The sequence below is a fragment of the Pimelobacter simplex genome (assembly GCF_024662235.1).
Lineage (GTDB): Bacteria > Actinomycetota > Actinomycetes > Propionibacteriales > Nocardioidaceae > Nocardioides.
Genome location: NZ_CP096276.1, coordinates 2,556,082 through 2,568,901, shown reverse-complemented (window position 1 = coordinate 2,568,901; position 12,820 = coordinate 2,556,082). Strand labels below are relative to the sequence as shown.

At 69.9% G+C, this 12,820-nt stretch carries 12 protein-coding genes; 11 read left to right on the top strand and 1 reads right to left on the bottom strand.

Going from position 1 to position 12,820, the window contains the following annotated elements; genetic code table 11:
• The first annotated feature begins 73 nt into the window (after nt 1-73).
• A complete protein-coding gene (locus M0M48_RS12705) occupies nt 74-1,687 on the top strand; it encodes a PucR family transcriptional regulator (protein WP_257751417.1) in 1,614 nt (537 codons plus the stop codon).
• Nucleotides 1,688-1,763: 76 nt separating this feature from the next.
• Here M0M48_RS12705 and menC read toward each other — a convergent pair whose 3' ends face one another.
• Nucleotides 1,764-2,882, bottom strand: a complete 1,119-nt coding sequence (gene menC, locus M0M48_RS12700) for an o-succinylbenzoate synthase (RefSeq protein ID WP_257751416.1) — start codon at nt 2,880-2,882, stop codon at nt 1,764-1,766.
• Between the two features lie 125 nt (nt 2,883-3,007).
• On the opposite strand from menC, the gene M0M48_RS12695 reads away from it, so the two are divergent.
• The 10 genes from M0M48_RS12695 to M0M48_RS12650 all read left to right on the top strand — a co-directional run bounded on the left by M0M48_RS12695 (nt 3,008) and on the right by M0M48_RS12650 (nt 12,819).
• The gene (locus tag M0M48_RS12695; protein WP_308220384.1) at nt 3,008-4,267 is read left to right on the top strand and encodes a DmpA family aminopeptidase; all 1,260 of its coding nucleotides are present in this window, start codon (nt 3,008-3,010) and stop codon (nt 4,265-4,267) included.
• On the top strand, nt 4,264-5,610 hold the full coding sequence (locus tag M0M48_RS12690; RefSeq protein ID WP_257751414.1) for a serine hydrolase domain-containing protein: 1,347 nt from the start codon (nt 4,264-4,266) through the stop codon (nt 5,608-5,610). The genes M0M48_RS12695 and M0M48_RS12690 overlap by 4 nt, the downstream gene beginning before the upstream one ends.
• Before the next feature lie 35 nt (nt 5,611-5,645).
• Nucleotides 5,646-7,040 carry a serine hydrolase domain-containing protein gene (locus tag M0M48_RS12685; RefSeq protein WP_257751413.1) on the top strand — a complete coding sequence of 465 codons (1,395 nt, stop codon included), beginning with the start codon at nt 5,646-5,648 and terminating at the stop codon, nt 7,038-7,040.
• 50 nt (nt 7,041-7,090) lie between these two features.
• Complete coding sequence (locus M0M48_RS12680; RefSeq protein WP_257751412.1) at nt 7,091-8,011, top strand: glutaminase; 921 nt, start codon at nt 7,091-7,093, stop codon at nt 8,009-8,011.
• 528 nt (nt 8,012-8,539) lie between these two features.
• Complete coding sequence (locus M0M48_RS12675; protein WP_257751411.1) at nt 8,540-9,061, top strand: hypothetical protein; 522 nt, start codon at nt 8,540-8,542, stop codon at nt 9,059-9,061.
• A gap of 202 nt (nt 9,062-9,263) precedes the next feature.
• Nucleotides 9,264-9,935: a M15 family metallopeptidase gene (locus M0M48_RS12670; protein WP_257751410.1), complete on the top strand. Its 672-nt coding sequence runs from the start codon at nt 9,264-9,266 to the stop codon at nt 9,933-9,935.
• Complete coding sequence (locus M0M48_RS12665) at nt 9,935-10,204, top strand: hypothetical protein (RefSeq protein ID WP_257751409.1); 270 nt, start codon at nt 9,935-9,937, stop codon at nt 10,202-10,204. The genes M0M48_RS12670 and M0M48_RS12665 overlap by 1 nt, the downstream gene beginning before the upstream one ends.
• Nucleotides 10,205-10,268: 64 nt before the next feature.
• Nucleotides 10,269-10,787 (top strand): DUF3093 domain-containing protein, encoded by a 519-nt coding sequence (locus M0M48_RS12660; RefSeq protein WP_257751408.1) that lies wholly within the window; start codon nt 10,269-10,271, stop codon nt 10,785-10,787.
• Nucleotides 10,784-12,160: a hypothetical protein gene (locus M0M48_RS12655; RefSeq protein ID WP_257751407.1), complete on the top strand. Its 1,377-nt coding sequence runs from the start codon at nt 10,784-10,786 to the stop codon at nt 12,158-12,160. The genes M0M48_RS12660 and M0M48_RS12655 overlap by 4 nt, the downstream gene beginning before the upstream one ends.
• Entirely contained in the window at nt 12,157-12,819 is a 663-nt protein-coding gene (locus M0M48_RS12650) for a hypothetical protein (RefSeq protein WP_257751406.1), read from the top strand. The genes M0M48_RS12655 and M0M48_RS12650 overlap by 4 nt, the downstream gene beginning before the upstream one ends.
• Nucleotide 12,820: the final 1 nt, after the last annotated feature.

Below are 12,820 nucleotides of genomic sequence, written 5' to 3'. Positions count from 1 at the left end.
TCCGCGACGCTGCCCGCGAGCGGATCCTGGTCGAGCGGATCCCCGGGTGATCGTGCGGCCTATGCTCGCGACCATGGGACAGAGGCCACGCGCCAGCCTGGGCCGCGTGCTCGACGATCTCGGCGACACCCTTCTCGAGCTCGTCCACGGAGATCCGGAGCACGAGGGCGACATCGGCGGCGTCATCATCCACGACCCTGACGATGAGCCGATCTACCCGATCGGCGCACTCGTCCTCGCCGTCGGAGCATCGAGCGACAGCCTGGCGACGCTCGTGCGGGACCTCGGGCGTCATCAGGCCGTCGGGGTCGTCGTCCGTGCTCCGGTGGCCGTGACCCCGGAGATCAGCGCTGCCGTCGAGGAGAGCGGCGTCGCCCTGCTGGGGCTGCGCCGCGGAGCCACCTGGACCCAGCTCAACGCCCTGCTCCGTTCGGTCCTCGCCGAGGGCGACGTCGGGGTGTCGGAGAAGGAGTCGCTGGGCGGGATCCCGTCGGGTGACCTGTTCGCCGTCGCCAACGCCGTCGCCGCTCTGATCGACGCCCCGGTCACGATCGAGGACCGGAGCTCGCGGGTGCTCGCGTTCTCCGGCCGCCAGGACGAGGCCGATGCCTCGCGGGTGGAGACGGTGATCGGGAGGCAGGTGCCCGAGCGCTACACCCGTCGCCTCACCGAGCGGGGTGTCTTCCGCGAGCTCTACCGCCAGGACCTACCGGTCGTCGTGAACCCCGAGGGCATGGGCTCCGGGCACGCCATGCAACGGGTGGCGATCGCCGTCCGAGCCGGCGACGAGGTCCTCGGCTCGATCTGGGCCGCCATGGACGGCGAGCTGACGGCCGAGCGCTCCGCCGCGTTCCAGGACTCGGCCAAGCTGGTCGCGCTGCACCTGCTGAGGGTGCGGGCCGGCGCCGATGCGCAACGCCGGCTGCAGGCCGACCTGGTGGCGACGACCCTCGAAGGTGCCTCCGGCTCCCGGGACGCGCTGGCCCGGCTCGGGTTGGCCGGCAAGACGCTGACGGTCCTGGCGGCCGCGCTTCGCGTCGACGAGGGTGATCGCCGCGAGCAGGCGCTGGCCGCTGACTGGCAGCGGCTGACCGATGCCTTCTCGGTCCACCTCTCCGCGGCGGTCTCGAGCGCGGCCGTGGCCAGGGTCGGCAGCGCCGTGTACGCACTGGTGCCCCTGGGCGGAGACGCCGAGGAGCGGGCCGTGCGCCTGGCCAACGACTTCTGCGACCGGGTGGGTGTCGGTCTCCCCATGGTGGTCGCGGTCGGGCCTCCGGCCGACAACATCACCTCACTGATCCTGTCCCGGGCCTCCGCGGACCGCGTGCTGCACGTGCTGCGCGACGGACGGACCGGGCGGCGGGTCGCACGCCTCAGCGACGTCCAGACCCAGTCGCTGCTCCTCGAGCTCCGCGACCTGGCCGTCGCGCGGGGAGATCGCCCCGCGGGACCGATCGCGTGCCTGCTCGAGTACGACGAGAGCCACGACTCGGGCCTCATCGAGACGCTCAAGGCCTGGCTCGACGCCTTCGGCGACGTCACAGCTGCCGCGTCCGTGCTCTTCATCCACCCCAACACGCTGCGCTACCGGCTGCGGCGACTGGCGGACGTGAGCGGCATGGACCTCGACGATCCCGAGGACCGGTTCGAGGCGATGGTGCAGCTGCGCATCCTCGCCTCCCGCTGAGCAGCGCCCGGCGAGGTGGCGGTCGGTCAGCGATGGCCTGAGGGTGGGGCCATCGCCGACCGGGGCGCCGAGGTCTCTAGAGCGCGACCCACTCGACGGTGGTGGTGACCTCGTCGAGGAGCTCGGGAAGGGGAGTGACGCCGAGGCCCGGGCCGGTGGGCACGGGCATGTGGCCGTCGACGATCCGCAGCGGCTCGGTGATGTCGGTCGCGTAGAAGCGGTCCGAGGCCGAGACGTCTCCGGGCAGCGTGAAGCCCGGCAGTGCCGCGAGAGCGGCGTTGGCGGCCCGTCCCAGACCCGTCTCGAGCATGCCGCCACACCACGCGGCCACACCGTGGGCGGCAGCGACGTCATGGATGCGGACAGCCTCGAGGTAGCCGCCGACGCGGCCGGGCTTGATGTTGATGATCGAGCAGGCGCCGAGCTTGATCGCTGCCGCGGCGCTCTGTGCCGACACGATGGACTCGTCGAGGCAGATCGGGGTCGAGATCAACGTGGCGAGCTCGGCGTGGCCGATGACGTCCTCCTCCTCCAGCGGCTGCTCGATGAGGAGGAGTCCGAAGTCGTCGAGCTTGGCCAGGTGGCGGGCGTCGCGCAGCGAGTACGCCGTGTTGGCGTCGACCTGGAGCAACAGGTCGTCACCGAACCGCTCGCGCACCGCCTTGACCGGCTCGATGTCCCAGCCCGGCTCGATCTTGAGCTTGATCCGGAGGTAGCCCGCGTCGAGATATCCGCCGACAGCGTCCAGCAGGGCGGGGATCTCGTCGTAGATGCCGACGGAGACCCCGGAGGGGACGCGGTCGTGGACGGCGCCGAGCTCGCGGCCGAAGGACCGGCCCGCGGCGCGGAGCTCGGCGTCGAGCACGGCCATCTCGAGGGCCGCCTTGGCCATCCGGTGGCCCTTGAAGGGGTGCAGGACCTGGCCGACGGCCGTGGCGCCGTGCTGCGCCAGTGCCTCCGGTGCGGCCGCCAGGGCCGGCAGGAAGAACCGCCGCAGCACGTCGGCGGTCGCGTCGACGTACTCGGAGGAGTAGAGCGGGTCGGCCATGGCGACGCACTCACCCCAGCCCTCGGCCTCGTCGGTGACGGCGCGCAGGAGCAGGACGTCGCGGCTGGTCTGAACGCTGAACGAGGTCCGGAACGGCGACAGCAAGGGCATGTTGATGCGTCGGAGCTCGACGCCTTGAAGCTTCACGAGTGATCTCCTTCGTGGGGGAGTGCGACCATCGTTGCTGGGCGGAGGTGGCCGGCGAACTGGGTACGCCGACGAACTCGCGGCGGCCGCCTTGTCCTATCGACCAACGGGCGTCCCGATCACCGATGTTGTCCGGTCGGACATCGCCGGGCCGGCCCTTCGTCGTTTTCCACGACGCGTCCGCGGCGAGCGGCGGATTCAATGGCGACATGGCATCGAACCCAACGCAAGAGCACACGACGCGGCGGAGCAGGCTGCGCGACCTGCACCCTGGCATCGGACCGTACGAGACCGGCCCCCTGAATGCCATCACGGACGTCGAAGGGGTGCGCGTCGGTCACGAGACGGTCATCGAGGGGCGCGGGGGCAAGGAGCGCGGCGAGGGACCGGTCCGGACCGGCGTGACGATCATCGAGCCGCGGGCGGGTCGGGTGCGCGAGCAGCCGTGCTTCGCCGGGGCGTTCTCGTTCAACGGCAATGGTGAGATGACCGGCCTCGAGTGGGTCCGGGAGTCCGGTCTCCTGACCACGCCCATCGGTCTGACGAACACGTTCAGCGTCGGCGTGGTGCGCGATGCCCTGGCCGGGTACGACGCGCGGGAGTCGTCGGCGAGCACCTTCTGGGCGCTCCCGGTCGTGGGCGAGACCTACGACGGCGTCCTGAACGACATCTGTGGGCAGCACGTGACCGAGGCGCACGTCCGGCGGGCGTACGAGTCGGCGAACAGCGGCCCCGTCGCCGAGGGGAACGTCGGCGGCGGCACCGGGATGATCTGCCACGGGTTCAAGGGTGGGATCGGTACGTCGTCCAGGAGACTGCCGGCCGCGAACGGTGGCTGGACCGTCGGCGTCCTGGTGCAGGCGAACCACGGCGTCCGGGATCTCCTCCGGGTCGACGGCGTGCCCGTCGGACGGCTCGTTCCCGACGCGGAGGTCCCGATCGCCAGCGTCGCCCGGCTCGAGGACCGGATGCCCGAGGGCTCGGGCTCGATCATCGTCGTCGTGGCGACCGATGCGCCGCTGCTCCCGTCGCAGTGCCGGCGTCTGGCGACCCAGGCGACCATCGGACTGGGCCGGTCGGGTGGCGGGGTCTCCGACTCCAGTGGCGACATCATGTTCGCCTTCTCGACCGGGAACACCTCCATCCCCGCCGAGTACCACAACGTCGACATCCCGCAGACGCACACGGTCTCGACCGTTCCGCACCAGCACCTCTCGACGCTCTTCGAAGCCTGCGCGGACGCCACCGAGGAGGCGATCATCAACGCGATGCTGGCGGCGGACGACATGGAGGGACGGGACGGGATCATGGCCTACGGGCTGGCGGCCGACCGCCTGGGCTCGGTCCTGGAGCGGCACGCGACCTGGTCGGGCAGCGCCCGATGAGGGAGCTCCAGGACACCACCGCCCGGGCGCTGCGCCGCTGCGTCATCGAGCGCCAGTCGAAGGGGCGGGTCCCGGGGGTCGCCGCGGGCGTCGTGCACCGGGGCCGGCTGGCCTGGTACGACGGCGTCGGCACCGCCGACCTCGACCGGCCCGACCACGCGCCGGGACCGGACGACCAGTTCCTGATCGCGTCCAACACCAAGACCTTCACCGCCGTGATGGTCATGCAGCTGCGCGACGAGGGCCGGCTCTCGCTCGACGACCCGCTGGAGAGGTTCCTGCCCGGGACCGCGCATCGTGGCATCACGATCCGGCAGGTGCTCGCGCACTCCTCCGGCATGCAGCGCGAGCCGGTCGGCGACGTGTGGGAGTCGTTGGTCATGCCCGACCGGGAGGCCCTGGTCAAGGGCTTCGACGCGGCCGAGCGAGTGTTCGCGCCGCACCACCGGTGGCACTACTCGAACCTGATGTTCGCGCTGCTCGGCGAGGTGGTGGCCCGGCTCGACGACACCGACTGGTACGCCGCGCTCCGCCGCCGGCTGCTCGACCCGCTGGAGATGCGGCGCACGACGCTGGGCTTCGAGGGCGCGCACGCCCAGCCCTACTTCGTGCCGCCGCACACCGACGTACCCGTGCGTGAGAGCGTGCCCGACCTCGCTGCGATGGCGCCCGCCGGCGGCCTGGCGAGCACGCCGCGGGACATGGCCACCTGGTCCGGATTCATCGCCGACCCCGACCCCGAGATCCTCGCCCCGGACACGCTCGAGGAGATGTGCCAGCCGCAGATCGTGATGGATGTCGACCGCTGGGGCGGCGCAATGGGCCTCGGCTTCTTCCTGATGCGCAGCGGCACCCGGGTGTACGTCGGCCACACCGGCGCCATGCCCGGTCACCTCACCGGCATCTTCACGCACCGCGAGTCCGGCACCGGCGGGATCGTGATGATGAACGCCTCGGTGTGCCCCGACCCGGCCGCGTTCGCGATCGAGCTGGCCGACCACGTGCTCGACCACGACCCGGAGGAGCCGGAGATCTGGCGGCCCGGGACCGTCGTACCCGAGGACCTCGCGGAGCTCGTCGGGCCGTGGTACTCCGAGGGCTACCCGTTCGTCTTCTCCGTCCGGGAGGGACGGCTCGAGGCGCGGGCCGTGGGGCTTCCCGACCACAAGCCGTCGTCGGTCTTCGAGAAGGTCGCCGACGATGTCTACCGGACCGTCGCCGGTCGTGAGCGCGGCGAGCTGCTGCGGGTCACGCGCGACGACGCCGGACAGGTGACCAAGCTCAACTGGGCAACCTACCGGGTCACCCGGGAGGCTGTCCCCTTCGGTACGCCCTCGGACTGAGAGCCCGCGGGCTTCAGCCAGACAGGAGAGAGCACGTGTCAGTTCGACTTCCCGAGGACCTGCTTCGCGGCGAGCGGTGGGCCGCACGCCTTGCGGAGCTAGCCGAGAAGCACGCCGTACCGGGCCTGCAGGTCGGTCTCCTCACCCTCGACGGACCTGGCCGGCACACGGTCCGCGTGCTCAGCCACGGGCTGACCAGCCTCAGGACCGGAGTCGGCGTCGACGACGACACGCTCTTCCAGCTCGGGTCCATCACCAAGGTCTGGACGGCGACGCTCGTCATGCAGCTGGTCGACGAAGGCCGGCTCACCCTCGACACCAGGGTCGTCGACGTCCTCCCGGACTTCAGGCTGGCGGACCAGACCGCTGCGGACGCCATCACCGTGCGCCACCTGCTCACCCACACCAGCGGGATCGACGGGGACATCCTCACCGACACCGGTGACGGCGACGACGCCCTCGCGAGGTACGTCGAGGTGCTGGTCCCGGCCGTGTGCACCACCCCACCCGGTGGCCACTTCGACTACTGCAACGCAGGGTTCGCCGTCGCCGGCCGGATCGTCGAGGTGCTGCGCGAGACCGACTTCACCACCGCGATCCACCGCCACCTGTTCGAGCCGCTCGGCCTCGAGCACACCGTGATGAACGCCAAGGACGCGATCCTCCACCGGGCCGCGGTCGGTCACCTCGCCGACCTCAGCGATCCCGGCGTCCGGGCGGTCACCCCGACTCCGCAGTGGTCACTGCCGCGAAGCTCCGGACCCATGGGCGGCGCGGTCGGTCGCATGGAGGACCTCCTGGCGCTGGCAGCCGGTCACCTGCTCGACGGCGTCGGTCTCAACGGCACCCGGTTCCTGTCCGCCGAGTCCGCCCGCCTGATGCGCGCCCTGCAGGTCGACCTCGCCGGCCTGTCCTCCACCGATGCCGGGTGGGGGCTGGGCTGGGCGGTCGGGCCGTGGGGGCCGTACGACGCGGTCAACCACGGCGGAGCCACCATCGGGCAGATCGCCCAGCTGCACGTACTGCCCTCGCTCGGCCTCGCCGTCGGCGTCCTCACCAACTCCCGCGGCGGCACCGCACTCGCCAAGGAGGTCCTGGCGGAGATCGGGAGGGAGCTCGGTCTGGAGTACCCGGTGCCGCGGCGCGAGCCCGGCGACCACGCACCCGCCCTCGCGCTGGCTGCCGCCGGCACCTACGAGTCGGCGACGACCAGGCTCGTCCTCGAGCGCGACGGCGAGCGTGTTCTCCAGCTCCGGGTCGAGCAGAAGGAGAACCTGACGGGAGAGCCGGACGCGGCTCCGACGACGGTCGAGGCTCTCGCGGACGACCGCTTCCTGCAGACGGCCGATCAGATCGAGTTCGCCCACACCACCTATCGCGGTGAGGAGTACCTCTTCGCGCTCCGCCTGTTCAAGAAGGTGACGTCATGACGACCTCGGCGTCGTCGAGATCCCCCCTCTGATCCGGCGCCGACGCATCCATGCGCACCATCGACTACACCCAGGCCCTTCGGGAGGCCGCGTCGGCTGCGGGCCTGACCGCGGGGTCGGGCCGCGTGGTCGACTACATCCCGGCCCTCGCCGAGGTCGCCCCGGATGCGTTCGGCATGGCCGTCGCCACGGTCACGGGGGAGCTCTACACCGTCGGCGATGCGACGACCTCGTTCTCGATCCAGAGCATCTCCAAGGTGTTCGCCTTGGCAGTGGTGATGTCGCTCGATGGCGACGCGATCTGGAAGCGGGTCGGGCGCGAGCCGTCCGGCACTCCGTTCAACTCCCTCGTCCAGCTCGAAGCCGAACGCGGATATCCGCGAAACCCCATGATCAACGCCGGCGCCCTGGTCGTCACCGACCGGCTGCTCGAGCTGACCGGAGACGCCTTCGGCGCGATCCGAGGACTCCTACGACAAGAGGCGGTCCGCCCCGACCTGGACAGCGACCCGAGGATGATCAGGTCCGAAGCGGAGAACAGTCATCGCAACGCCGCGATGGCGCACCTCATCGCCAGCCACGACAACCTCGTCAACGACGTCGCCGCAGTGCTGGAGCACTACACCGCTCAGTGCGCCATCGAGGCCAGCTGCGCCGACATCGCCGTGTCCGCAGGGTTCCTGGCGCGCGGCGGCGTCCTCAACTCAGGAGAGTCGCTCCTCACCGCGAGCCAGACCAAGCGCCTCAACTCGGTGCTCCTGACCTGCGGCAACTACGACGCCGCGGGAGAGTTCGCCTACCGCGTCGGCCTGCCGGGCAAGAGCGGCGTCGGGGGCGGGATACTCGCCGTGATCCCGGGCACGGCCACCGTCTGCGCCTGGAGCCCGCGACTCGACCGCACAGGCAACTCCGTCGCCGCGGTGGCGGCTCTCGATGCGTTCACGAGCGTCACGGGCGCTTCGATCTTCTGAACCCTGGGCGGCCCCGTGGCTCATCTGCACGGCGTTCGCAGTCGAAATGACCGGTGGCCCCGGGAGAGCCCGGGGCCACCGTCGATCGAGCATGAGCAGCTCGATCAGTGCACGACTCAGATGTCGTAGTTCTGACTGACTGACCCATGCTGACCTGCGCAAACGTCGAGGATCACCGGCCGTTTGTACCGGACTTGTAACAGGCTACCCGTTCTCCTGACGTCCGAGGCAGGGCGAAGTGCATCGATTGATCAGGGCGGCACTGCGGACTTGGTCGAGAGGTTCTGAGGTCGCGCTGGTGCAGCATCGAACTGGAGTCAGACCTCCTGCCGAAGCATCAACGTCGCGCGACCGATCGCTGGCCGGTGTGCGGCGTCGGCGAGCGGCTCTGTCCCAAGCGGCCGGCTGAGACGGTGTCGTTGAGCACCAGCTGCCAATCGCGCAGAAAGGCATCACGACCCGCAAGGACAGGTGGGGCGTGACCGACAGCACTGGGGATGAGCTGTGGTCGGATTCGGGGTCGGCGTCGTGCTGATGCTCACGCTGGGCGCCTACGGCCGATCACTGGACAGGCGACGACCGGCAGGCACGCTCGCTGTTGCGGTGCGTGCGGCGGTTCCGATAGGTCTGCTGACCGCAGTGGCTCTCGATTTGCTTGTGGACGGCGTCCTGGTCGGGCTTGGGTCGACGCTGGGGTCGACCCAAGCGGCAATTCTTACCGCGGCGCTCACGATCGAGATCCTGTTTCTCGCCCTGTCGGTCCAAGGTGAACTCGTCGAGGCGGGCCTGACGAGGTTCCGGGCAGCCGGCCTGAGCGGTGCGCTCGGACTCATGACTGCGGTCGGCGCGGTCGGATCGGCGGCCGCGTTCGGCAACGCCGGCGAGGGGCTGATCGCCGCCACACTCGCCTTCGGTGCGGCTGCTCTCCTCTACCTGGCAGTCGGAGAACTTCTCGTCGAGGCGCACAAGGAGAACGAGACGGTCCTGCTGAGCGCGATGTTCTTCGTCGGGTTCCTCATGATCTACGGGCTGGCCCAGGTCGGCGGATAGCCAGCTGGGGCGCCGCAACCCGATTTGGATCACCTTCTACTACTTTCTATAGTAGAAGTTCGATTCAGCCGCGGCGCCGCAAGGAGATCCTCAGATGGGTTCGGAACCGCGGCACCGCGCGTCCGCGCCCGCGCGTCATCGAGGCACGCGACGAGCAAAGCCGCGGCGCCCTCGCTTCCCGGCTGGAATATCGGCAGCGGTCGTGACGCTGGGGGCTGTCGCCCTGGGAAGCAGCACCTCGGTCATGGGTGTCGGCAGCGGAACCGGGGAGGCCGCGGAGGCCTCCGACCGCAACAGCCGCCGAGCTCTGCAATCCACGATCCCCTCAGCAGCCGACCGCAACCTCGAGGTCGACAGGCGGCGGCTCGAGGTGACCTTGAGCCGCAGCGCTCCCCGTGCCACCTCGGGCACCGCTCGTCGTCAGCCGGCGTGGTTGGCTGCCTGTGACACGGCGCCGCAGGTCTTGCCGGATGCCAATGGCACGGTCCCGGATGCCCGTCTGTGTGAATTACCGGACGGATTCCATCTCCGAGGCGACGCAGCATTGGCATGGTCACGCCTCGCGGCCACCTATGCGCGCGAGTTCGGCGAGGAACCGTGCATGACCGACGGCTACCGCGACCTCGCCACTCAGCGCCGGCTTGCGGCGATCAAGCCCGGACTCGCTGCCCGGCCCGGAACTAGCAACCACGGCTGGGGAGTCGCAGTCGACCTGTGCGGTGGCATCGAAAAGTTCGGGACGACGCAGTACGAGTGGATGACCGACAACGCTGAGCGCCTGGGATGGGTCAACCCGTCCTGGGCACGGTCTGGTGGATCACGTCCTGAACCGTGGCACTGGGAGTATGCCGCGGCGACGACGGGGGAGAGCTGATGTCCAGACGACGCGCCAAGGCTCCGGCTCCCACCTTTGCCCCTCCCAGCGGGCGGGACTCTCGCTACGGGCGGACGCCGAAGTACCGCGTCCTGCTGCTGGGCCTGCCGCCCGCGCTGCTTCTCATCGCACTCGGTGCCCTGTGGACCCTCCAGTCGTGGGGTGTCATCGGAGACGACGCAGGCTCCAAGTCGCTGAGCGCGGTGGGCTCCATCGTGTGCGGCTTCGGCGTCGCGCTGGCCTACGTGGTCATTCGGCCGCGACGCTAGACCCATCTACTATCCTCCGTAGGAGAATGCTGGGCGCGATGCTCGCGCGGCGAGAGGCAGGGCTGTGCGAGTACGCGACGACTACCGCGAGCGTCTACGGGCGCCGGTGCGCTGGTGGCTGCTGTGGGGGCTCATGATCTGGACCTTCTGGCTCGCGATGGTCGCCGCGCTACCGGGCTCCCTCGCCTTGGGTATCGCGCTCGGGCTCTACGCCCTTCTCGCGCTGGCCCTACTGACCTATGGGTCGGTGCGGATCGTGGTGACCGATCCATGGCTCCACGTCGGTCACGCACGCATCGAGCGTCACTTCGTGGGGCACGTCGAGGCGCTCGATGCCGCACGGATGCGGGCGATCTCCGGCCCCGAAGCCGACGCGCGGGCCTACCTCGTCCTGCGCCCCTACATCAAGACGGGCGTACGCATCACCATCGACGATCCAGCCGACCCGGCGCCGTACTGGCTGGTCAGCTCACGGCGACCGGCCGCACTCGCCGCGGCTCTGAACACCCCGCAAACCACACCGACCGACCAACCTGGACCGTCCCTCCAGGCCCGACCAATGGGAGCGGAGGGTGAGGAATGATCGAGGCGCACGGCATCGGCGGACAGGCTGATCTGCCGATCCCGCTCTCGCTCGCGGTCGGCGGTGCCGGGGTCGCGCTGGTCCTGTCATTCGTGGTGATGACGATCGCGTGGCGATCGACCCGCTACGACGGCGAAGCCGCACCTCAAGGGCGACCGGTCTCCAGCCGCATTGCTCGCGTGCTGCTCTCGGTCGCGTGGCGACGGACGTTACAGACCTCCGGCATGGTGCTCTTCGCCTACACCGTCATCGTGGCGTTGTTCGGGCAGGACAGTCTCACCAACCCATTCTTCGGGATCGTGTACGTCTGGTGGTGGGTCGGGCTCGTCTTCGCCTCGCTGCTCTTCGGGCCAGTCTGGCGATCCATCAGCCCCCTCCGCACCATCCACGCCCTCCTGAGCCGGGCCACCGGTGGCGACCGGGAGCACGGGATCTACACCTACCCGGCCCGGCTCGGCTACTGGCCGGCGGCCCTGGGGCTGTTCGCGTTCGTCTGGCTCGAGCTGGTCTACGACAACAGCAGCAGCCTGGGCGACGTGCGGCTGTGGTGCACGATCTACGTCGCCATCATGCTGGTCGGCGGATCCCTGTTCGGGTCTGCCTTCTACCAGAAGGCAGACCCCTTCGAGGTCTACTCGACCCTGATGGGCCGTCTCTCGCCCTGGCACATCACACACCCCGCTGGTGGCGACGGGGACACGCCCGCAACCGAGGACGGCGCGGAGACCGGCGCTGCGCGTTTGGTCTTGCGCAGCCCGCTCGCAAACCTCGCGGGGACTCCGCCAGTGCCTGGGCTGATCGCCGTGGTTGCGGTGCTCTTCGGAAGCACCGCCTTCGACTCCTTCGGCAACTCCCCGTTTTGGATCCGGACCATCTACGAGAGCTCGCTGTCGGCGAACATCCTCAACAACCTCGCCCTCATCGCGTTCTGCGTGGCCGCTGGAACGCTGTTCGCCCTCGGCTCCATGCTCACGCAGCCCGGGGACGGACGGCGGCGCACTGAACTCCCGGGTCTGTTCGCGCACTCCCTGGCGCCGATCATCGCTGCCTACGTGCTCGCGCACTACATCACGTTGTTCGCCGACTACGGTCTGCAGACACTCGGCCTGGTCAGCGACCCGTTCGGGAAGGGCTGGAACCTCTTCGGTACCGCGGCCCTGGCCCCGACCTTCTGGTTCTCCTATCATCCAACGTTGCTCGCCTCGATCAAGGTCGGGGCGGTCGTTGCCGGGCACGTCACAGCGGCCATCGCCGCCCACGACCGCGCCCTCAGCGTGCTTCCGCCCCAGCATCGAATCACCGGCCAGATCCCGCTGCTGATCACCATGGTCGGATTCACGACCGGCGGACTCCTCCTCCTGTTCTCCGCATGACCCACCATCTCCTGGTGTGGGGTAGAGCCCTGCTTCTCGCGTCCATCGCCGCCATGCTCGGCGGAACCGCCCACGTGACGGCCGGCGGCCTACTCCCCAGTCCGATCGCCCTGGCGCTCATGGTCGCCGTGCTCACCGTGCTCGCAGCGCCCGCGCTGACGGTCCAGGCGAGCTACCGGCGGCTGGCAGCTCTCGTCGGCGGCGGCCAGATGATCGTCCACCTGGTCCTCACCGCCACCGCGGGGCATGCCGCCCCTCATGCAGCATCGTCCCCGCGATCCGCCGTGGTTCCAGGACCCGATCGGGCCGGGGGAGTGCGCGACCAGCTGGCCGTCGTCCCGGATGCCGACGACGTCGGACCGGCGGCTGGTCAAGGGCTCCAGCACCTGCTCGATCATCTAGCCGGAACCAACGCCCTGATGGCGGCTGCGCACCTCGTCGCCGCCGCCGGCATCGCACTGTGGCTGTGGCGCGGCGAGCAGGCCCTGTGGACCCTGCTGGCACTACTGACCCGCTGGCTCCGCCGTCCCGAGCGCCTCGCGGGATCAAATCCACGGCTGCGCTTCGGTGCCGGTTCCTTCGCCCCGCCCACTTCCCCGTTCACACGGTGGGAGGCCACCGCATCGATCTCCCGACGAGGACCGCCAGTGCTGGCCTGAG

What these genes read in the sequence shown, in the direction of transcription:
- M0M48_RS12705 (WP_257751417.1), top strand. Translation starts at nt 74, where the DNA reads ATGGGACAGAGGCCACGCGCCAGCCTGGGCCGCGTGCTCGACGATCTC.
- M0M48_RS12695 (WP_308220384.1), top strand. Translation starts at nt 3,008, where the DNA reads ATGTTGTCCGGTCGGACATCGCCGGGCCGGCCCTTCGTCGTTTTCCAC.
- M0M48_RS12690 (WP_257751414.1), top strand. Translation starts at nt 4,264, where the DNA reads ATGAGGGAGCTCCAGGACACCACCGCCCGGGCGCTGCGCCGCTGCGTC.
- M0M48_RS12680 (WP_257751412.1), top strand. Translation starts at nt 7,091, where the DNA reads ATGCGCACCATCGACTACACCCAGGCCCTTCGGGAGGCCGCGTCGGCT.
- M0M48_RS12650 (WP_257751406.1), top strand. Translation starts at nt 12,157, where the DNA reads ATGACCCACCATCTCCTGGTGTGGGGTAGAGCCCTGCTTCTCGCGTCC.
- M0M48_RS12655 (WP_257751407.1), top strand. Translation starts at nt 10,784, where the DNA reads ATGATCGAGGCGCACGGCATCGGCGGACAGGCTGATCTGCCGATCCCG.
- M0M48_RS12665 (WP_257751409.1), top strand. Translation starts at nt 9,935, where the DNA reads ATGTCCAGACGACGCGCCAAGGCTCCGGCTCCCACCTTTGCCCCTCCC.